12 protein-coding genes are annotated in these 19,635 nt (G+C 39.7%); 10 read left to right on the top strand and 2 right to left on the bottom strand.

The annotated features are described in order from the left end of the window. Nucleotides 1-10: 10 nt before the first annotated feature. The 3 genes from I6F43_RS01465 (at nt 11) to I6F43_RS01455 (ending at nt 4,667) form a co-directional block, all read left to right on the top strand. Nucleotides 11-2,302 carry a xanthine dehydrogenase family protein molybdopterin-binding subunit gene (locus I6F43_RS01465; protein WP_121955117.1) on the top strand — a complete coding sequence of 764 codons (2,292 nt, stop codon included), beginning with the start codon at nt 11-13 and terminating at the stop codon, nt 2,300-2,302. Nucleotides 2,303-2,488: 186 nt separating this feature from the next. Continuing rightward, nucleotides 2,489-3,460, top strand: coding sequence for a GTP 3',8-cyclase MoaA (moaA, locus tag I6F43_RS01460; protein WP_007582018.1), 972 nt, complete (start codon nt 2,489-2,491; stop codon nt 3,458-3,460). 169 nt (nt 3,461-3,629) lie between these two features. Then, a complete protein-coding gene (locus I6F43_RS01455; RefSeq protein ID WP_165783612.1) occupies nt 3,630-4,667 on the top strand; it encodes a GGDEF domain-containing protein in 1,038 nt (345 codons plus the stop codon). A 10-nt stretch (nt 4,668-4,677) separates the two neighbouring features. Here the strand turns inward: I6F43_RS01455 and I6F43_RS01450 are convergent, their stop codons facing one another. Continuing rightward, nucleotides 4,678-5,616 carry a LysR family transcriptional regulator gene (locus tag I6F43_RS01450; protein ID WP_197100610.1) on the bottom strand — a complete coding sequence of 313 codons (939 nt, stop codon included), beginning with the start codon at nt 5,614-5,616 and terminating at the stop codon, nt 4,678-4,680. Between the two features lie 119 nt (nt 5,617-5,735). On the opposite strand from I6F43_RS01450, the gene I6F43_RS01445 reads away from it, so the two are divergent. From I6F43_RS01445 to I6F43_RS01425, 5 genes are all read left to right on the top strand, one after another. Beyond that, nucleotides 5,736-6,905 (top strand): efflux RND transporter periplasmic adaptor subunit, encoded by a 1,170-nt coding sequence (locus tag I6F43_RS01445; RefSeq protein WP_197100608.1) that lies wholly within the window; start codon nt 5,736-5,738, stop codon nt 6,903-6,905. A gap of 9 nt (nt 6,906-6,914) precedes the next feature. Next, nucleotides 6,915-10,067, top strand: a complete 3,153-nt coding sequence (locus I6F43_RS01440) for an efflux RND transporter permease subunit (protein ID WP_197100606.1) — start codon at nt 6,915-6,917, stop codon at nt 10,065-10,067. Further along, on the top strand, nt 10,060-11,472 hold the full coding sequence (locus I6F43_RS01435) for a TolC family protein (RefSeq protein ID WP_197100604.1): 1,413 nt from the start codon (nt 10,060-10,062) through the stop codon (nt 11,470-11,472). Before I6F43_RS01440 ends, I6F43_RS01435 begins: the two co-directional genes overlap by 8 nt. A gap of 10 nt (nt 11,473-11,482) precedes the next feature. After that, entirely contained in the window at nt 11,483-12,511 is a 1,029-nt protein-coding gene (locus tag I6F43_RS01430; RefSeq protein WP_165722564.1) for a zinc-binding dehydrogenase, read from the top strand. Between the two features lie 605 nt (nt 12,512-13,116). Continuing rightward, entirely contained in the window at nt 13,117-15,372 is a 2,256-nt protein-coding gene (locus I6F43_RS01425; protein ID WP_197100602.1) for an acyl-CoA dehydrogenase, read from the top strand. 182 nt (nt 15,373-15,554) lie between these two features. On the opposite strand, the gene I6F43_RS01420 is transcribed toward I6F43_RS01425, so the two are convergent. Next, nucleotides 15,555-16,517, bottom strand: coding sequence for an integron integrase (locus I6F43_RS01420; protein ID WP_002958683.1), 963 nt, complete (start codon nt 16,515-16,517; stop codon nt 15,555-15,557). 256 nt (nt 16,518-16,773) lie between these two features. Here I6F43_RS01420 and I6F43_RS01415 point away from each other — a divergent pair, with 256 nt between their 5' ends. Both I6F43_RS01415 and I6F43_RS01410 read left to right on the top strand, forming a co-directional pair. Next, nucleotides 16,774-17,775 carry an SMEK domain-containing protein gene (locus tag I6F43_RS01415; RefSeq protein WP_197100600.1) on the top strand — a complete coding sequence of 334 codons (1,002 nt, stop codon included), beginning with the start codon at nt 16,774-16,776 and terminating at the stop codon, nt 17,773-17,775. Between the two features lie 821 nt (nt 17,776-18,596). After that, nucleotides 18,597-19,571, top strand: a complete 975-nt coding sequence (locus I6F43_RS01410; RefSeq protein WP_197100598.1) for a transposase — start codon at nt 18,597-18,599, stop codon at nt 19,569-19,571. Nucleotides 19,572-19,635: the final 64 nt, after the last annotated feature.

The following is a 19,635-nucleotide window of genomic DNA, read 5'->3' as shown; positions in this document are numbered from 1 at the left end:
GGAGCCGATAATGAAAAAATTATTTCAAAAAAATAGCGAAACCGTTAATTTAAATCGTCGCTCATTTATGATTGGCACTGCTAGCGCAGGCTTAGTCATGGCGTTTGCCCCTGCGTTATTTTCGGGTTCGGTCAGTGCAAAAGAATCAATTGCGCAACAAGCTTTTTCACCCACTATTTGGTGGACTATGAGCACCGACGGCGCCGTAGAAGTAAGTATTGCAAAAGCTGAAATGGGTCAACATATTGGTACTGCTCTTGCGCGCATTGTGGCTGATGAGCTTGAATGTGATTGGGATAAAGTATCAATTACCTACGTAGATACCCATGAAAAATGGGGCTTTATGGTAACGGGTGGTTCGTGGTCTGTATTTCAAAGCTTCAAGCCATTATCTCAAGCCGGCGCTGCGGGTCGAATTGCATTAATAGAAGCCGGAGCTAAAATGCTCGGCGTGCCTGCAGACAAATGTCGTGCTGAAAAGGGCTATATTATTGCAGGCGAAAAATCGGTTAGTTATGCTGACATAGTTAAAAAAGGCGAGTTTAATCGTACATTTACCAGTGATGAAGTTGCAAACCTTCCACTAAAACCTGCTAATAAACGTCATTTAACTGGGCTTAAACAAGACTTTAAAGCGCTTGATATACCAGCCAAAACAAATGGTACAGCAGTATATGGGATAGATGTAGAAGTTGAAGGCATGCTGTACGCGCGACCAGTAATACCGCCAACCCGTTATGGCAGCACAGTAACAAACGTTGACGATAGTGCAGCAAAAGCTATTAAAGGTTACAAAGGCTATGAAATTTTAAATGACCCTAGTAACACAGTGCAAGGCTGGGTTGTTGTATTAGCTGATAGTTACCCAAGTGCCATTAAAGCAGTAGATGCTTTAAAGGTGAGTTACAAAAAGGGTGAGTCAGCAAATATATCTGAAGCTGATATTCAAAAAGAAGGTAAGCGATTATGCGAGCAACGCGACTCGGGTACTTTATTTGTTGATCAAGGCGATATAAAGAAAACCCAAGCAGACGCCAGTGAGTCGTTAGAATCAATGTATACCACAGCGACAGCAAGTCATTATCAGCTAGAGCCATTAAATGCGGTTGCAGAATTTAAAGACGGAAATTGGATTATTCATACTGGTAACCAATGGCAGTCACTTACGTTACCTGCGCTTGCTAAAGCACTCGAAATAGAACAAAACAAAGTAATTATTCGTCCTTATTATTTAGGTGGTGGTTTTGGTCGTCGATTATTTGGTGACTGGACTGTACCTGCAGCTCTAACCGCAAAAGCAGTAGGTAAACCAGTAAAACTGGTATTTACACGAGCAGACGATAGTTTATTCGATCAGTCTCGTTCTGCATCTGCTGCAAAAATGACGGCGTCGTTTGATAAAAACGGTACTTTTACTGGTTTAGAGCATGCATTTGCTGCAGGTTGGCCTACTAAAGCAATGGCACCTGGGTTTTTATCACCGGGTGTTGATGGTAAAGGTAAATTTGATGCATTTTCGGCATCGGGCGCCGATCATTGGTATAGCATGAGCAGTCATCGTGCACGCGCTATTAATAACGAAGTTGCACAAAGCACCTTTACTCCAGGTTGGTTACGTTCAGTAGGGCCAGGTTGGATTGCTTGGAGCCTTGAGTCGTTTATTGATGAAATTGCCCATAAGCAAGGCAAAGATCCAGTTCAATTTAGAATTGAAATGTTAGATGGTAAAGGCAAGCAAGCGGGTAAAGCACCTGAGAGCGTTGGTGGAGCACTGCGCTTACGTAATGTGCTTAAAACGGTGTCTGACAAAGTAGCTTCTGTTAAATTAGCTAAAGATGAGGGCATTGGTTTTTCTGTAAGCTCAGGGCAAGAACGTACTATGCCAGCATGGCTTGCAACCGCAGCGCATGTTCACGTTAACCGTGATAGTGGTAAAATAACGCTTAAAAAGCTTTATGTTGTTGTAGATGCGGGCTTAATAGTTCACCCAGATGGCGCATTGGCGCAAATTGAAGGGTCGTTACTATGGGGCAGCAGCCTTGCATTGCATGAATCAAATACGTATAAAGATGGACAGGTATCAGCGACTAACTTTAATACTTATTTACCGCTAAGAATGCAAGATGTGCCAGATATTGACATTGAATTTTTACAAAGTGATGAGTTTCCAGTTGGTTTAGGCGAACCTGGCGTTATAGGGGTTGCTCCTGCGATTGGTAATGCTGTATTTAATGCAGTAGGCGTGCGTTTACGTGACCTACCAATGAAGCCAAGCGAACTTAAAAAAGGCTTAGAAGCGTAAAACAAAAATAACTAAAGGGGTATGCTTTATGCTGCTCCTTTAAGTTATTAAATATATTTATGTAATTATTATTTATGTATCAATAAGTAGCGTTGTTTATACTAATTCGCTTAATTAAATGATTAAGTATTATTGCAAATTGGTATTAGGTTGTTATTACTTGTTGATATTAGTTAAGGTTTATTTATGCTAATCGACCCAACAGGGCGAGAGTTTAGTTACTTACGTTTGTCTATTACTGATGTATGTAATTTTAAGTGTGTTTATTGTTTACCAGATGGTTATCAGGGCGGTCATGACCGTGGTTTTCTCACAATTGATGAAATTAGCAACACGCTTAAAGCGTTTGCACACCATGGTATCGAAAAAGTAAGGATCACTGGCGGAGAGCCAACCCTTAGAAAAGATTTTATAGATGTTGTTCGCGCGGCAAAAGATGTCGCGGGCATAAAAAAAATTGCAATGACTACCAATGGTTTTTCTCTTCATAAGAATATTCATGACTGGGTAGATGCAGGCTTAAACGCCATTAATGTAAGCATTGATAGTTTAGATTCGCGCATGTTTAACACCATTACTGGGCATGACAAATTTACCTCAGTAATGAAAGGCATTGATACTGCGCTTGAAACGGGTATTGATTCGGTAAAAATAAACAGCGTGCTGATGAAGCAATACAACGCAAAAGAGTTTGATACATTTTTAAATTGGGTTAAACACCGTCCAGTTACCATCCGCTTTATAGAATTGATGCAAACAAACGACAACAAAGCCTTTTTTGATGCTAATCATGTTTCTGGGCAAGTTTTAAAAACTCAGTTATTACAAACGGGTTGGCAGCAAGTTGCGCGTAGTGCATCAGCAGGGCCTGCTCAAGAGTTTGCTCATCCTGATTATCAAGGCAGAATTGGTTTGATCATGCCTTACAGCAACGACTTTTGTAGTACCTGCAACCGATTAAGGGTTACAGCAAAAGGGAACCTGCACTTGTGTTTGTTTTCTGAAGAGGGTATTTCGCTAAGAGAATATATGAACGACAGTTCAAACAGCGAATTAATGGCATTGTTATCTCGTTATATTAAAACCAAAAAGCCAACTCACCTTTTACACCAAGGTAATACAGGTATTACTACTAATTTATCCATGTTAGGTGGCTAGTTGTTAAAGCCACTTAGTGATACTAAAGCATCAAACGTGTTTCTGAAATACACTACATTATCCCTAAAATGTAAATAACTGGTTGTATCTACATGGTTTTATATCAACAAAGCTTGTTAAATTGTATTTTCACGTTAAACTTACTTTTTATTTTTATTAAGTGATTAGAATGGATATCGCGGCTCTTAATAGCACTAAATCATTAAGAAAGGACGTCCTGAGAGGGATGTGTCTTTGTTTTGGTTTTTTATCGGTAGGATTTGCGGGATTTAATTTAACTGTAAATAACTTTCCATTGCTTGGCTATATCGAAATCTGTTTTTCTATTTATTGTATATTTACTTATATTTCACTTATACGCCGTCCACTACAGTTTTGGCAATCCCTAATAATGTGTGTACTTATAACGCTAATTGTTATTTTAGGTACATCCTTAGCATCGCCTCGTAATGGTGTGTTTGTATGGTCATTTGCATTACCTATTTTGTACTACCTGTTATTAGGTAAACAATATGGTGTAATTTTCTCTGCAAATTTATTAGTTATCCAAGTGTTTATTTTAGGGAGTAAGTCTACACTTGCCCCCTTTGAAACTTTTAACTTATCCCTTAATCTACTCTGTGCTTATTTTAGTATTTGGGCGATTTCTCATGTTTTTGAAGGAAGTCGTTCACACTTTTCAAGGCGACTTAAAAATTTAGCGTTACTTGACCCATTAACGGGTGCAGGTAATCGCCTTTCAATGAACCACTACTTTGAAGTAGAACTACAAGATAAGTCACAGTTATATTTGTTTTTACTCGATTTAGACTTTTTTAAGCAGATAAATGATGAGCATGGCCATGGTGTCGGTGACCAAGTACTTATCGAAGTGGCCACTTTACTAAGAGTTGTGCTTGGTAGAGGGTATGTATTTAGAGTAGGCGGAGAAGAGTTTGCTTTATTTAGCTCTTTTGAAAATGATGAGGCTGCACTTAGTACCGCTGAACAAATAAGAGCACGTTTTGAAAATACCACATTTGACATTGACGGCCTTGCAATCAATGTTACAACCAGTATTGGTGTGGCAAAATTTAAAAGTACTAATTCATTGGAAAGCTTTGTAAACCAAGCAGATAAACAGTTATACAAAGCAAAACAATTTGGCCGCAATAAAGTGTATTGTAAGTTTAAAAAAGAACATGACTATGAAACGGTAGTTGCTTAAGCAGGATTACTTAATACATTAGCTCAAAATTGGGGATCCCGTTTTCCCAAATCGGTTTATCTTTTCCTAAATGCTCGCGCACAGCATCAAAAAACAACCGGGTCCTCACTGGTAAATCTCGGTGCGGATATACGGCATACATCGCACTAAACTCCATCAGTTTTACATCGGTCAATAAAGGCACTAGCTTACCTTGTATTATTTCATCACCAATAATAAATGCAGGGGCAACAAAGTAAGTTGTTCCCGATAATGTTTTCATTAACAATGACTCGGCATCATTAGCACGAAACACACTTTTTATTTTTTGCTCGCAGCGTTCACCCTTACTATCGTAGTAATCTATGGTTTCTACTCGAATAGAATTACTGGCATAGCTTGCTGCTGGTAATTGCGCTAACTCTTCGATTGTTTTTGGCATACCGTAAGTTTCAATAAACTGCGGTGCAGCTAAAATTAATAATCGGTTACGCGCTATTTTACGTGCAATAAGTGATGAATCTTTAGGCTCACCTACACGAAAAGCCAAATCAAATCCTTCAGAGACTATATCAACTAATCTATCGTCTAAACGCAGTTCAACTTCTACTTGAGGAAAGCGTTTTTGAAAATCATTAAGTACAGGTTGTAAATAACGACGACCAATAAGTGTTGATGAAGTGATTTTTAATACGCCACGCGGTTCTAAATGGTAGTTTTCAGCCATGCGTACGGTTTCGCCGAGCAGCTCTCTAAGCTCAGCGGCTTTTTTGATCATTTCGGCACCCGCCGCTGTGAGCGAAAATGAACGCGTGGTTCGGTTAAGTAACCTAACGCCTAACTCATCCTCTAAACGGCTAATTTGTTTAGATATAACAGAGCGATCTATGTTGCGTATTTCTGCAGCTTTAGCAAAAGAGCCTTGCTCAACCACTTCAAGTAACATTAAAAGTCGACTTGTTGTATCCATTATTACACCTTAACTAATCTATTGATGCCATTTTGGCATTAATGAATTTAAAAATCTATGGTTTTTAAACACGGGTTTAATCCGTATTATGCGAGGCTAATCAACAATGGAGCGTCTTCATGAACAAACATCTAATTGCTGCTGCACTTACTGCGGCATCTTTAACACTAGCAGGTTGTGCTGATGAGAGCACAGCTCAATCAGCACCTGCACAGCAACTTCAACCAATTGATGTAGCACAGGTGCTTGTTAAGCCGGTACAAAGCTGGCACACATATACAACGCGTTTAGAGTCTCCACAAGAAGTTGCCTTAATGCCGCGTGTATCAGGAATCATCGATAGCATTGAATTTAAAGAAGGCGATGTGGTTAAAGAAGGCGATGTTTTATTTCAATTAGATGCTCGTCCATTTGCAGCGGTTGTTGCAAGCTTAAAAGCGCAAATCAACAGTGCAGAAGCTGCACTTGAACAAGCTAAAAGTGAAGACAAACGTGCGGTACGCTTATTAGACCGTAAGGCAATCTCAACTGAGCAAGCACAAGCGCGTACTTCAACACTACGCCAACGCGAAGCACAGCTTTCTGCACTTCAAGCACAACTTACCTCAGCAGAGCTTGATTTAGAGTTTACGTCAGTGGTATCACCAATTGATGGCATTATTTCTCGCGCAAATATTACTAAAGGTAATAACATACTTGCGGGTCAAAGCGTATTAACGTCAATTGTTTCAAACCAAGCTATGTACGCTTATTTTGATGTTGATGAACGCACCTGGAATAGCTCGTTTAACGATGTTACTGCTGCGAGCCACCAAACTGTTGTAATGCAAAAAGTCGGTCAAAGCGATTTTGCATACAAAGGCTACATTAACTTTATTGATAACCAAATTAATTCATCAACGGGCACATTACGTGTACGTGCAGTATTTAATGAAAACAGCAACCAATTACGCGCAGGCTCGTTTGCACGTATTAAGCTTGCAGCCAACTCTATTAGCGACGCGATTATTATCCCAGAGCGTGCAATTGGTACCGACTTAAAAAATCGTTTTGTATTAACGGTTGGCGAAAACAACGTACTTGAATACAAACTAATTACTATTGGTGAACGTTACGGTGCATTACGTGCGGTTACTTCAGGCCTTAGCGAAGGTGATGTAATTGCTGTAAATGGTCCTGCTCGCGTAGGCCCAGGTATGCCAATCTCTCCGCAAACAGTAACAATTGATACAAGTGGTGTGGCATTTACATTGTCAAATGACAACGCACAATTTGTGGCTAAGCAATAAGGTTTATTGATGAAATTCTCGCATTTCTTTATACAGCGCCCAATATTTGCGGCCATGCTGTCATTGGTTATTTTAATTGCTGGTGGTATATCACTATTCCAATTACCAGTAAGTGAATACCCAGAAGTAGTTCCTCCAACTGTTGTTGTTACCGCTAACTACCCGGGTGCTAACCCTACCGTTATTGCGCAAACAGTAGCAACACCGCTGGAGCAAGAAATTAACGGTACTGAAAACATGCTATATATGTTTTCGCAAGGTACCAGTGATGGCCGCATGACACTAACGGTAACCTTTGCGTTAGGTACCGATTTAGATCGTGCTCAAGTACAAGTACAAAACCGTGTAAACAGTGCACTTCCGCGTTTGCCAGAAGAAGTACAACGTTTAGGTGTTGTGGCTGAAAAGTCATCACCAGATTTAACCATGGTAGTGCATTTATACTCACCTGAAAAAACGCACGATACAGCTTACTTATCTAACTATGCTGATTTAAACATTAAAGATGAAATTGCGCGTTTACCGGGTGTAGGTGATATTCGCATGTTTGGTGCTGGCAAATACTCAATGCGAGTATGGCTAAACCCAGATGCACTTGCTGCACGCGAATTAACAGCAACAGATGTAGTAACAGCGCTTCGCTCGCAAAACCAGCAAGTTGCTGCAGGTAGCTTAGGTGCACAACCAATTTCAAACGACAGTCAATTTCAAATATTGTTAAACGTTAAAGGTCGTTTAAACAGTATTGAAGAATTTGAACAAGTTATTATTAAAGTAGGCGACGAAGGTCAGTTAACGCGTTTATCTGATATAGCCCGTGTTGATTTAGGCCAAGACACTTACGCACTGCGTGCTGAGCTTGATAACCAACCAGCACTTGCAATGCCAATATTCCAACGCCCAGGTTCTAACGCTATTGAGCTTTCCGATCAAGTACGCGAAACAATGGCGCGCTTATCTAAAGATTTTCCTACTGGTGTTGAATACGACATTGTGTACGACCCTACGGTATTTGTTCGCGGCTCAATTGACGCGGTAATTGCAACGTTGCTTGAAGCAATTGTGCTGGTAGTTATTGTTGTTATTGTATTTTTACAAACCTGGCGAGCATCAATTATTCCGCTAATTGCTGTGCCTATTTCGCTCATTGGTACGTTTGCAGTAATGCAGTGGTTAGGCGTATCAATTAATACCTTGTCGTTGTTTGGTTTAGTATTGGCCATAGGTATTGTTGTAGATGATGCGATTGTAGTTGTTGAAAACGTAGAGCGTAATATTGAAAAAGGCTTATCGCCGCTTGAAGCAACCCGCGTTGCAATGAGCGAAGTAACAGGCCCTATTATTGCCATTGCGCTAGTACTAAGTGCTGTATTTATTCCTACTGCGTTTATTACCGGTTTATCAGGTCAATTTTATAAGCAATTTGCACTTACAATTACAATTTCGACTATTATCTCAGCATTTAACTCATTAACGTTATCGCCTGCACTTGCTGCATTGTTATTAAAATCGCATGATGCAAAACCAGATGCGTTCACGCGTTTACTTAATAAATTGTTTGGTCGTTGGTTATTTAAACCATTTAACCGCGTATTTAATCGTGGTGCTAAAGGTTACGAAAAACTGGTACAAAAACTAATTCGTATGACCGTTGTTGTAATGGTGGCTTACATTGCACTTGTTGGTGGCACAATTAAGTTATTTGATACCGTACCAGGTGGCTTTATTCCACAGCAAGATAAACAGTATTTAGTGGCTATTGCGCAGTTACCTGACGCATCAAGCCTTGATCGTACTGAAGATGTACTTGCTCAAATGCAGCAAATTGCATTAGAAGTACCAGGCGTTGCACATACTGTTGCTTTTCCTGGCTTATCAGTGAACGGTTTTACGAATAGCCCTAACAGCGGCATTGTATTTACACCACTTGAGAGCTTTGATAAACGTACCGACCCAAGCCAATCAGCGATGGCGATAGCGGCGCAGTTGAATAAACGTTTTGCCGTCATTGATGAGGCATTTGTAGCGGTATTTCCACCGCCGCCAATTCAAGGGTTGGGCACAACAGGTGGTTTTAAACTGCAAATAGAAGACAGGGCTAATAAAGGGTTTGAAGCACTATTTAATAGTCTGCAGGCCGTAATTACTAAAGCGCAACAAGACCCTGCATTAATGGGCCTGTACTCAAGTTTCCGTATCCAAGTTCCACAAATGGATATTGATATTGACCGTGAGCAAGCGCTTATTCAAGGTATTCCACTTGATGAAGTATTTAATGCCCTGCAAATTTATTTAGGCTCTGTGTACGTAAATGACTTTAATATGTTTGGTCGTACGTACCAAGTAAATGCACAGGCTGATGCTGACTACCGCTTAGACCCTGATCAAATACTTAATTTAAAAGTACGTAACCGCTCAGGTAATATGGTGCCACTAGGCTCAGTATTAACAGTAACACCAACAATTGGTCCTGACCGTGTTATGCATTACAACGGTTATCCAAGTGCAGAGTTAAATGGTAGCCCAGCGCCAGGTTATAGTTCTGATCAAGCACAAGTTGCTATTGAAAAAGTACTCGCAGACACACTACCAACAGGTATTGAATATGAGTGGACTGAAGTAACGTACCAACAAGTACTTGCCGGTAACACCATGGTTTATGTATTCCCGTTAGTTGTATTACTTGTATTTATGGTACTTGCAGCGCAGTACGAGAGCTTACGTTTACCACTGGCAATTATACTAATTGTACCAATGACTATTTTCTCAGCCTTGTTAGGTGTGTGGTTTGTCGGCTCTGACAACAACATATTCACCCAAATAGCGTTAATAGTACTGGTCGCGTTGGCTTCTAAAAATGCAATATTGATGGTTGAGTTTGCAAAAGATAGACACGACTCAGGCTTATCGCACTTAGAGGCAATACTTGAGGCATGTCGTATGCGCTTGCGCCCAATATTAATGACCTCAATTGCATTTACAGCAGGTGTTGTACCTTTAGTACTTGCCACCGGTGCAGGCGCCGAAATGCGACACGCAATGGGTAACGCAGTATTCTCAGGCATGATAGGTGTAACCGTGTTTGGCCTATTGTTTACGCCGGTATTTTATATGTTAGTGACTAACAAAAAAGAGAAAGCGCAGGAGAATACTCATGACTAAATTAATGCAAAAAAGACTTAAAACAAGTCTGACCGCCAGTGCAGTATTAGTCGTTGCGTTTTTAGCCGGGTGTGCGAGTAAAATAGACACCATGAGCGAGCAAAAAGCCGTTAACGAATTTGTTGCCAAAGCTAATATTGCTAGTAACGTTAGCGTTGCTGATGAAACAAACTGGTGGAAAAAGCTTAATTCTGATCAACTAAATGAGCTTGTTACTGGTGCGCTTGCAAATAACTATAATTTGCAAACAAGCCAGCTAACACTTAAAAGTGCATTAGCGCGACTAGGAGAGCAAAAAGCCCAATACCTACCGCAAGGTGGCGTAAATGTTGGCGCAGCTCGAAGCGATGCACCAAGCGTGTTTGACCGCCAATCAAGTGCAAACGTTGCTCTTGATTGGCAGCTAGATTTATTTGGTCGCATAACAGCGTTGGTTGATGCTGCAAATGCATCAGCCATGAGCCAAGCAGAGCAAGTACGTTTATTACAAATTGAAGTAGTTTCGTCAGTCGTTAAAGGCTTTGTAAGTTATCAAGGCAATGTTGAAAAACAACACATTGTTACGCTTCAAATTGAAGCGCTTGAGCAAAGTATTGACGTTCTTCAAGCCCGTGTTGACGAAGGCGTCGCAAACGAGCTTGATTTAAACCGTACGATGGCGCAGCTTAGGCAGCAACAAGCATTAATGCCTGCTATTGAGTATGCAAAATACAGCGATTTATCTGCTCTTGCAGTACTAAGCGGTAAGTTAGCGCAAAATATTGCTATTGAAAACGAGCAAGGCGTGCTTGAACGTGACTTTAGCGTAGCACTAAAAAACGCTAATAATGCCATTGCCTTACGTCCAGATATTAGCCGTGCACTGTTTGACTTTAGCCAAGCAAATAGTTTAAGCGTTGCAGCTAGTAAAGCGTTATTACCCGATATTAGCTTATCTGCTTTTGCAGGGGTTGTGAGTATAGATAGCACAGGCTTAAAAAATACCGATCAACAGTGGCAAGTAGCGCCGCAGTTGCAATGGTCGTTATTAAGCTACCCAGCATTATTAGCACAGCGCGACGCGCAGCAGTTTTTAAGTGAAGCCGCTTACAGCGATTATCAACAAGTAGTATTAACTGCACTAAGTGAAAGTGAACTTTCACTGCAATTGTTGGTCAATCAAGCACAGCAAAAACGCTTTGCCGATGAGCGCTATGACTTTGCTAATAAAGCATTTTTACAAGCACAAGCAATGTACGAAGAAGGTCAAATTCCTTACCTTGAGTTGTTAGATGCGCGCCAGGATGTTTTAATAGCACAAGAAAATGCTGTTGAAACAACAATTTCTTCACTGCTTGCCAAAGTAAATGCTTACCAGTCATTTAATGGCCAATGGAGTTATGCGTTAAACGACACTAATAAGTAGAGTTATATTGATGCCAAATACTGAAAATTTACATGAATACATTATCCCGCAAACGATGCGCGCTATTGTACTGCCAGAACCAAATGAAGCAATTGACTTAGCGGATGCTGAGCTGCCTGTTCCTATTTGTGCAGATAACGAGCTGCTTGTAAAAGTAGAGTACGTTGGTTTAAATCCAGTTGATGGCCAATTTGCTAAAACAGGCTTTTGTAAATGGCAGTATCCACACATTTTAGGCTTAGATGCCGTAGGTGTTGTGGTTAAAGCTAATAAAGGTGTGTTTCCAAATGTTGGCCAGCGCGTTATGTGGCATGCCAACATTGGTGAGCAAGGTGCTTTGAGCGAATACACCAAGGTACCTAACTTTGCAGTGTCGGTTGTGCCAAGCGGTTTAAATCCGGCCATTGCAGCAACACTTCCATGCGCCGGTATGGCAGCACTTATAAGCTTAGATAAAATAGGCATTAGTGAAGGCGATACTATTTTTATTGAAGGCGGAGCCGGAGCGGTAGGGCAGTTTGCTATTCAATATGCAAAACAGCGCGGTGCAGATGTATTTACCACGGCATCAAAGCGTAACCATAAGTTGGTTAAGCAGCTAGGCGCTGATGTGGTTTTTGACTATAGCGATAAAAAGCTATGCGAAAAAATCCGCAGAGAACTTGGCCCACAAGGCTTTGATGCGGTTATTGATACGATTGGTGGTGAGTGTACTCAGCGTAATATTGAGTTAATGCGTTTTTGCGGACGTATTGCCTGCTTAAATCCGCTCCCTTGTTTTGATCAAGACTTAATGTATCACCGAGCGCCCAATATTAGTGTTGTATCGATTGGTGGTGCGTGGCTTGCTAATAGTTTATGTGCACAACAACGTTTGAGTTTTATGGGCAACTTGTTACTTGAAGGCGCTGTTAGTGGCGACATTAAACACCCAGAAATAACGCCCGTAGATTTTAGTGCTGAGTCAGTATCGCAAGCACTTAATAAACAACTTGCTGGTGGTTTTACCGGCAAGCAAGTTGTTAAAGTTGCTAAGTGAAGCGCTTATACAATTTGATTTAAATTTAGGTAGTTTTAGCTAGATTAACTGATAATGTAGCCTCTACAAATTGAATAAAAACGTAGCCTATTTGTGCTGCGTTTTTTTATGCCCATAAAAAAATAGATACAGCGCTAGGGTCTGTTGATCTTTCAAGGTTGAATTTGCAGCAGTCTGTTTGGTATTTAGGCAAGGCAGAGCCTATGTAGTGTGGTTATTCCCCATAAATGGGCGATAACGTAGCATTAATGGCAAACAGGCGCTGCCCAAAGGGTTCTTCCTAGGGGCTATTTACTCTTTGTTGCTCGGTTTTTACTTAGCCCACTAGGTTACAAACCTCGCGCCGCGATTAAATAGCCCCTAGTTTGAACAAATTTTAATCCGCAAAGATCAACAGACCCTAGAGATTTTGCTGTTTTATTCATCATTTTAGTTAAAATACTTTTTTTCAGCGTACAGCTGTAAGCCTTTGTGTTTCAACAGTTTACGTTCAGGTAAAGAAAATAAATTGAAAAAACTGTTAATTAATTGAATAGAGTAATTGATCTAAACGATTTTTTATGACGTAATGTAGGTATTATTTAGCTGGTCGGATGAGTTCAATCATGAGTTTACGTGCAAAACTAAAAAAAGTATTACCAAGTATTTCTATCACAGAACAAGAAGCGCTAGACGCGGGTGATGTATGGCTTGAAGGTTCTATCTATCAAGGTAAGCCAGATTTCAGCGCACTTCGCGACGTACCTGCTGCTACATTAAGCGCAGACGAGCAAGCATTCTTAGACGGTCCAGTAAAAGAACTACTGGGCATGATTGACGATTCAGTGATTCAAAACGGCATTCATTTACCAAATGACATCTTAGAATTTTTGAAAAAAGAGCGTTTTTTCTCGCTTATCATTCCTAAGTCGTTTGGTGGTTTAGAGTTTAGCCCTTATGCAAACTCTACTATTGTTGGCACAATTGCGACTAAAAGCTCAGCAGTTGCGGTAACCGTAATGGTTCCTAACTCGTTAGGTCCGGGTGAGTTATTACTTCACTTTGGTACGCAAGAACAACAAGCACATTACTTACCACGCCTAGCAAATGGTACAGACATTCCATGTTTTGCATTAACAAGCCCAGAAGCGGGTTCTGATGCAGGTGGCATTCCAGACATTGGTACAGTTACTAAAGGCATGTATAAAGGCGAAGAAGTACTTGGCCTTGAGATTACATGGGACAAGCGCTACATAACGCTTGCACCTATTGCTACCGTACTTGGTTTAGCTTTTAAAGTAATGGACCCTGATGGTTTATTAGGTGGTAAAGAAAGCTTAGGTATTACTTGTGCACTTATTCCTAAAGAGCACCCAGGTGTAGAGCTTGGTAATCGTCACGACCCAATGGGTATTCGTTTTTACAATGGTACTACACGTGGTAACAAAGTATTTGTACCAATGGACTTTGTTATTGGTGGACAGAAAAATATCGGCCGTGGTTGGCAAATGCTGGTTAGCTGTTTAGGTGCTGGCCGTGGTATTTCATTACCTGCGCTAGGTGTTAGTACAGCACAAGTTGCATTTAAATCAGCATCTGAATACGCAGCAGTGCGTGAACAGTTTGGTTTAGCCATTGGCCAGTTTGAAGGTATTCAAGAAAAACTAGCTGACATTGCAGGTAAAACATACCTACAAGAAGCAATGCGCGTACTTACAACTGAAGGCTTAGGCATGGGCTTAAAACCATCAGTAGTAACTGCAATCGCTAAATACCACATGACAGAGCTTGGTCGCGACGTGCTTGATTCAGCAATGGATATTCAAGCAGGTAAAGCGATTCAAAACGGTCCACAAAATACATTAGCAAGTGGTTATGTTGCTCAGCCGATTGCCATTACGGTAGAAGGCGCGAACATTCTTACACGTAACCTAATGATCTTTGGTCAAGGTGTTATGCGTTGTCACCCATATTTACAATCTATGGTTGAGTCAATTCACAGCGAAGACAAAGGCGCAGATAAAGAATTTAACGGTATTTTACGTAAAACAATTGGTTACAGCACAGCAAACAGCTTACGTGCTTTCCGCCTTGGTGTTTTACCATTTACAGCAAGTGCTAATTCTGAATTACCAGAAGTACGCGACTATGAAAAAGCAGTACATAAATTATCTGCAAAACTTGCAGTGTACGCAGACTTTTCGTTACTGGTACTTGGCGGTAAATTAAAGCAAGCAGAAATGCTATCGGCACGTTTAGGTGATGTAATGAGCTTCTTATATGCAGCTATGGCATCAATTAAATACTACGAGCAAAAAGTATCAAGTAGTGACCGTGAACAAGCAGCGCCGTATTTCCATTACGCGACTCGTTTTGCACTACAAAGCGCTGAAGAAGCATTGCATAAGTTTTTAGATAACTTCCCTGCAAGTGGTACACGTAAGTTTATTCGTTTCATTACAATGAACTACTCAACTAAAATGCCAAAAATTAGCGATGACTTAATCCGCGAATTAGCTAAGCAAGCTCAGCTAGATACCGCATTTAAAGCGCAAATTACGCATTTAGTTAAACCAGTTGAGGGCGATGGCCATCATATTAATGAGCAAGCTTACAAAGCTAAAATGGCATCACTTGGCGAGCTGGCTAAAGTTAAAAAAGCATTACGTGCTAAAGTAATTAAACCAGGTATACGCTTTAACATTACGCTTGATAACGCACTAGCGGCAAACGTAATCACACAAGCTGAACACGTTCAGTTAATTGATTACAACATCAAACGTGAAAAAGCGATTCGTGTAGATGAGTTCGATTTTGATATGAACCTACTAGACGATAACGCACAGCCGATTAATCCGCTTAAAAGCGTAGTTAATCAATAAAATTAAATTCAATAATGCAAAGCGCCCGCAGTATCGGCGCTTTTATTGTTGAAAAGTATTAGTGTGGAGCCCCGCTTGTGTAAAAACAAGCGGGGCTTTTTTATGTGTTTTTTAAAGTAGAAATAGATAGCGGTATTGGTTTGAAAGTGAATATGTATCTGTAGAGGATTAAAGAGGGACGTTTATAATCTTGAAAAAGGGCTAACAACCCCATTAGCACCTTGTTGTAGTACATGGGTATATATTTGCGTAGTACGCACATCACTGTGACCTAGCTGTGTTTGTACTGTACGAATATCAGCGCCGCTTTGCAGTAAGTGCGTAGCAAAAGAGTGGCGCAAAGTATGTGGGGTAACGTGTTTATTAATATGTGCATCAAAAGCGGCTTTTTTAACAGCGCGTTGTAATTGTTTTTCATCGATATGATGACGTCTTAATTGCTTACTCTCAGGATCAATGCTTAATTTATGTGATGAAAATAAATATTGCCAGCCCAGCTGTCTATTGTGGTTTGGATATTTTTTACGTAATAAATGAGGCATGTAAGCGCCGCTATACAAGGGGTTTTTCAAATCTAATTGCAGGTAACTATCAACTAATTGTATTTGAGAACGTAATTGCGGTGTGAGCTCTACTGCAAGCGTTACAACACGATTTTTGCCTCCTTTGCCATCCCAAATTCGAATGCAGTTATAGTCAAAGTCAATATCGTGTATCCGTAAACGCAGTACCTCCATTAAGCGCATACCGCTACCATAAAGTAATCCACAGGGTAAATAATGCTTTGCAGAGCACACTTTAAAAAAATTATTTATTTCTTGCTGCGTTAAAACTACCGGTAGTTTAGTTGCTCGTTTGCTCTTAATAAAACCTAATGATAATGAAAGTGGTTTTTTAATCACTTCTTTAAATAAAAAGCTCAATGCATTTAAGGCTTGCGCTTGAGTGTTAGGAGCAACATTTTGTTGGTTGACAAGGTGGTTTAAAAAAAGTTCGACCTCATTGTCTCCCATCGTTGTTGGGTGCCTCATAGAGTTAAATCGAATAAACGAAGCTATCCAGTATAAATACGCTTTAACGGTACTTTTAGCATAACGCTTTAGATACATTTGTTCGGCTATCATAGTTAAAAAAGGTGATTTCATGATATGAATCTCTAGCAAAAGTTAGCTGTATATATAGACAGTGCTTGTTGTTGTTTTGTCCAATATTACTGATCTCCACCATTTCGGTGCATTTTCGCACTGATTAAAAATAATTTTCAGTTAACTAATTGTTTACAGGTGTTTATTTGATGGTTAAGATAAATGCATTGTAATATATGGACATTTGTCGGTTTATAAAACGACAAATGTCGTAGACAAAGTTGTTACATTTCACAACCAAGTAGGCCGTCATCATATGGATATCAGAAGAGAAAACGCACTTAAGGCTTTAGCAGAAAGGTTTGCAACTTTTTCAAATGTTGTAACCATTCAAAACAAAGCTGGATTTAATGATATAAATAAAAGTGCAGAAAGGCTGTTTATAGATGTTTTAAATATTGCATACAACCTTCGCTTGAGAGATATGAATGCAATACAAGATAATTACCCTGCTATCGACTTGGGGGACTATAATGCTAAAACTTGCGTACAGGTCACATCTGAATCCTCGAACCAGAAATTCAGGAGTACTGTTGCAAAATTCAAAGAAAAGCAATTAGATCGAGACTTCACAGAATTAGTTTTTCTAATAATTTCAAATAAAGATCTATGTAGCTTAACTGATAATGATATTGATACTCGTGTCATTAATCTTAATAATTTATACAAAGCCATAAGCAATCTTCCTGACAGAGATGTTTTCTACATTGAAAGTTATTTAGCAGAGAATCTAGTTAGTCGCATCGAACAATCAGACAGTATTTTACCTTCCGGATTAATGACAACCTATGCAATGGTGCGCCCAAATGCGTTTATTTCATTTTTAGGTTTTGAAAGCGAACCTGAATATACAGACCAACTATTAAATGATCTGAAATCACTTTCACAAAAACTATCAAATCTAACTAAGCATCAAAGAGAATACTTATTTTATGTCGTTGGGCAAGGCCAGTTTGCTCGTAATCTTTATGGTCATTTAGACGAAAATAATATTGTCATGCCTACAAACCAAGCAGCTCAAGCATTCGGTGGCTATGGGTTTCAGATATTTGAAGTTTTAAAAGCTCAGGATCTATTATTTGTAAATGATGAATATGATCCACACGGAGATGATAGATACATTAGTGTTCTTGAGCCATATTTCAGGGGCGAGTTAGACGACGGAAATTTGTTTTGTGCACTAAAAAAATTCAGCAACGGTGATAATAATAAGCTCAGAAGAATAATCTTAGAGTGTGATTTCTCACAGCTTCAGTGATGAAATGTAACAAGTCAATTAAAAGGACTAAAAACAGCGGGCTATCTCGCTCCGCTCGTATTTTAGCCCACAAGTTTTAGCCTCTTATTGAGACGTTATGTTTCAATCATGGAAGGTGCAAATAAATATGTTTGGTTTTATATTTAAATATATATTCTTTAGTATTATTAACGTCGTTTTATTCCTTCTAGCAAGTTTTGCTTTAATGGCGTTGCTACCTGAAACTATCGTAAATGGAGATACATTCGAGTTGGTCTATGGAATAGTTTTTATTTCTTTTTTAGTTCTAACTGGCTTTGTAGTAAACCATCAAATCACCCCAAAAGTTGGCTTTATCGAAGGCTGGAAACTTGGGTTTCTAAGTATAAAAATGTATATTAAGCCCTGAGTAACTGAAACATAAAAAGAATTTCAAGCAGGACAAAATATAGTTGGCTTTTGTTCACTCCGTTCACCTATTTTAGCCAACTATATTTTGCCTCTTAAATGGGCGTTATACGCACAAAGGACATGTAGTTGAATAACGAAGCTGTTAAACCAAAATACTTAAATTACACTGAGATATTGGGTTTTAAAATTCCTTTAGTGTGGTGTTCGTTAGCTATGTTAATTGGCCTAATATTTCATGAAGTTGTAGAAGCAATTTTAGTACCGACGCTAACGTTATTGATGGTTTATATTTGTTATAAAATAACCAGTTTTTTCCTGAGCTTTCAGGAACACAGTGGGGAAAAAATAAACTAGACACCCATCCTAAATTTTGCATTTTTTAAAATTAAAGGCTAGCCTTTATTTAGTGCAAAAAACAAGCAGAGTGTCTTATGGCAATCGCAAGAAAGCGTCAAGTAAGTTTGGTTGATACAAAATACTACCACTGTATTTCACGTTGCGTGCGTCGTGCTTTTTTGTGTGGTGAAGACCGTTTTACAGGCAAGTCTTACGAGCATCGACGAGGCTGGGTTGAAGATAGGTTGCTCGTATTAGCAAAAATATTTTGCATTGATGTCTGTGCTTATGCTGTTATGAGTAACCACACGCACTTAGTGTTGTATGTTGATGATAAGAAAGCGAATAGGCTAAATGATAAAGCGATTATTATTCGCTGGCATAAACTCTGTAAAGGCACATTACTAACGCAAAAATATGTACAAGGTGAAAAGCTAAGTAAAGTTGAACTTATTTTTTTTAATCAAACAGTAAAGCAATACCGAGAGCGCCTATCAAGTATCAGCTGGTTTATGCGGCTATTAAATGAAGACATTGCTCGCAGAGCAAATAAAGAAGATAACTGCACTGGACGGTTCTGGGAGGGTAGATTCAAATCGCAAGCATTACTAGATGAAGCAGCCCTTGCGGCCTGCATGGCGTATGTCGATTTAAACCCCATCAGAGCAAAAATGGCAAATAGACCAGAAGAATCTGACCATACCAGCGTTCAAAAGCGACTAACATACGCTAAAGAGGGCAAGCAACCAAAACAACTCCTGCGCTTTGCAGGTATACCACGTCAAATAATGCCAAAAGGACTCCTGTTTGGGCTTAAATCGTACCTTGAACTTGTTGAATTAACAGGACGTTGTATACGAGAAGACAAGCGCGGGCATATTGATAATATGAACCTTCCTTTACTCGAAAGATTAAATATATCCCCTGAAAACTGGTTAAAACTCACCACACAATTTACGCGCGTATTTCATGGCGCAGTGGGCAGGCCAGCCTCACAAGAAGGTTATTGTGAAAACTTAAAGCGAAAGCGGCGAGCGAATATCAGTAACTGCGAAAAGCTACTGGCATAAAACGTAAACTACTCAGTAAAACTATTCAGTAATAAATCACAACTGCACCATGCAGTCATTTTCA

Source organism: Pseudoalteromonas sp. NZS71_1, assembly GCF_015864305.1.
Classification (GTDB): domain Bacteria; phylum Pseudomonadota; class Gammaproteobacteria; order Enterobacterales; family Alteromonadaceae; genus Pseudoalteromonas; species Pseudoalteromonas arctica.
Note: the sequence above shows the minus strand (reverse complement) of the source record. Positions and strands in the feature narration are given on the sequence as shown.

Excerpts from the sequence above, each read along its gene's own strand:
- I6F43_RS01445 (WP_197100608.1), top strand. The coding sequence starts at position 5,736 with ATGAACAAACATCTAATTGCTGCTGCACTTACTGCGGCATCTTTAACA.
- moaA (WP_007582018.1), top strand. The coding sequence starts at position 2,489 with ATGCTAATCGACCCAACAGGGCGAGAGTTTAGTTACTTACGTTTGTCT.
- I6F43_RS01430 (WP_165722564.1), top strand. The coding sequence starts at position 11,483 with ATGCCAAATACTGAAAATTTACATGAATACATTATCCCGCAAACGATG.
- I6F43_RS01465 (WP_121955117.1), top strand. The coding sequence starts at position 11 with ATGAAAAAATTATTTCAAAAAAATAGCGAAACCGTTAATTTAAATCGT.
- I6F43_RS01455 (WP_165783612.1), top strand. The coding sequence starts at position 3,630 with ATGGATATCGCGGCTCTTAATAGCACTAAATCATTAAGAAAGGACGTC.
- I6F43_RS01410 (WP_197100598.1), top strand. The coding sequence starts at position 18,597 with ATGGCAATCGCAAGAAAGCGTCAAGTAAGTTTGGTTGATACAAAATAC.
- I6F43_RS01420 (WP_002958683.1), bottom strand. The coding sequence starts at position 16,517 with ATGAAATCACCTTTTTTAACTATGATAGCCGAACAAATGTATCTAAAG.
- I6F43_RS01425 (WP_197100602.1), top strand. The coding sequence starts at position 13,117 with ATGAGTTTACGTGCAAAACTAAAAAAAGTATTACCAAGTATTTCTATC.
- I6F43_RS01415 (WP_197100600.1), top strand. The coding sequence starts at position 16,774 with ATGGATATCAGAAGAGAAAACGCACTTAAGGCTTTAGCAGAAAGGTTT.
- I6F43_RS01435 (WP_197100604.1), top strand. The coding sequence starts at position 10,060 with ATGACTAAATTAATGCAAAAAAGACTTAAAACAAGTCTGACCGCCAGT.
- I6F43_RS01440 (WP_197100606.1), top strand. The coding sequence starts at position 6,915 with ATGAAATTCTCGCATTTCTTTATACAGCGCCCAATATTTGCGGCCATG.
- I6F43_RS01450 (WP_197100610.1), bottom strand. The coding sequence starts at position 5,616 with ATGGATACAACAAGTCGACTTTTAATGTTACTTGAAGTGGTTGAGCAA.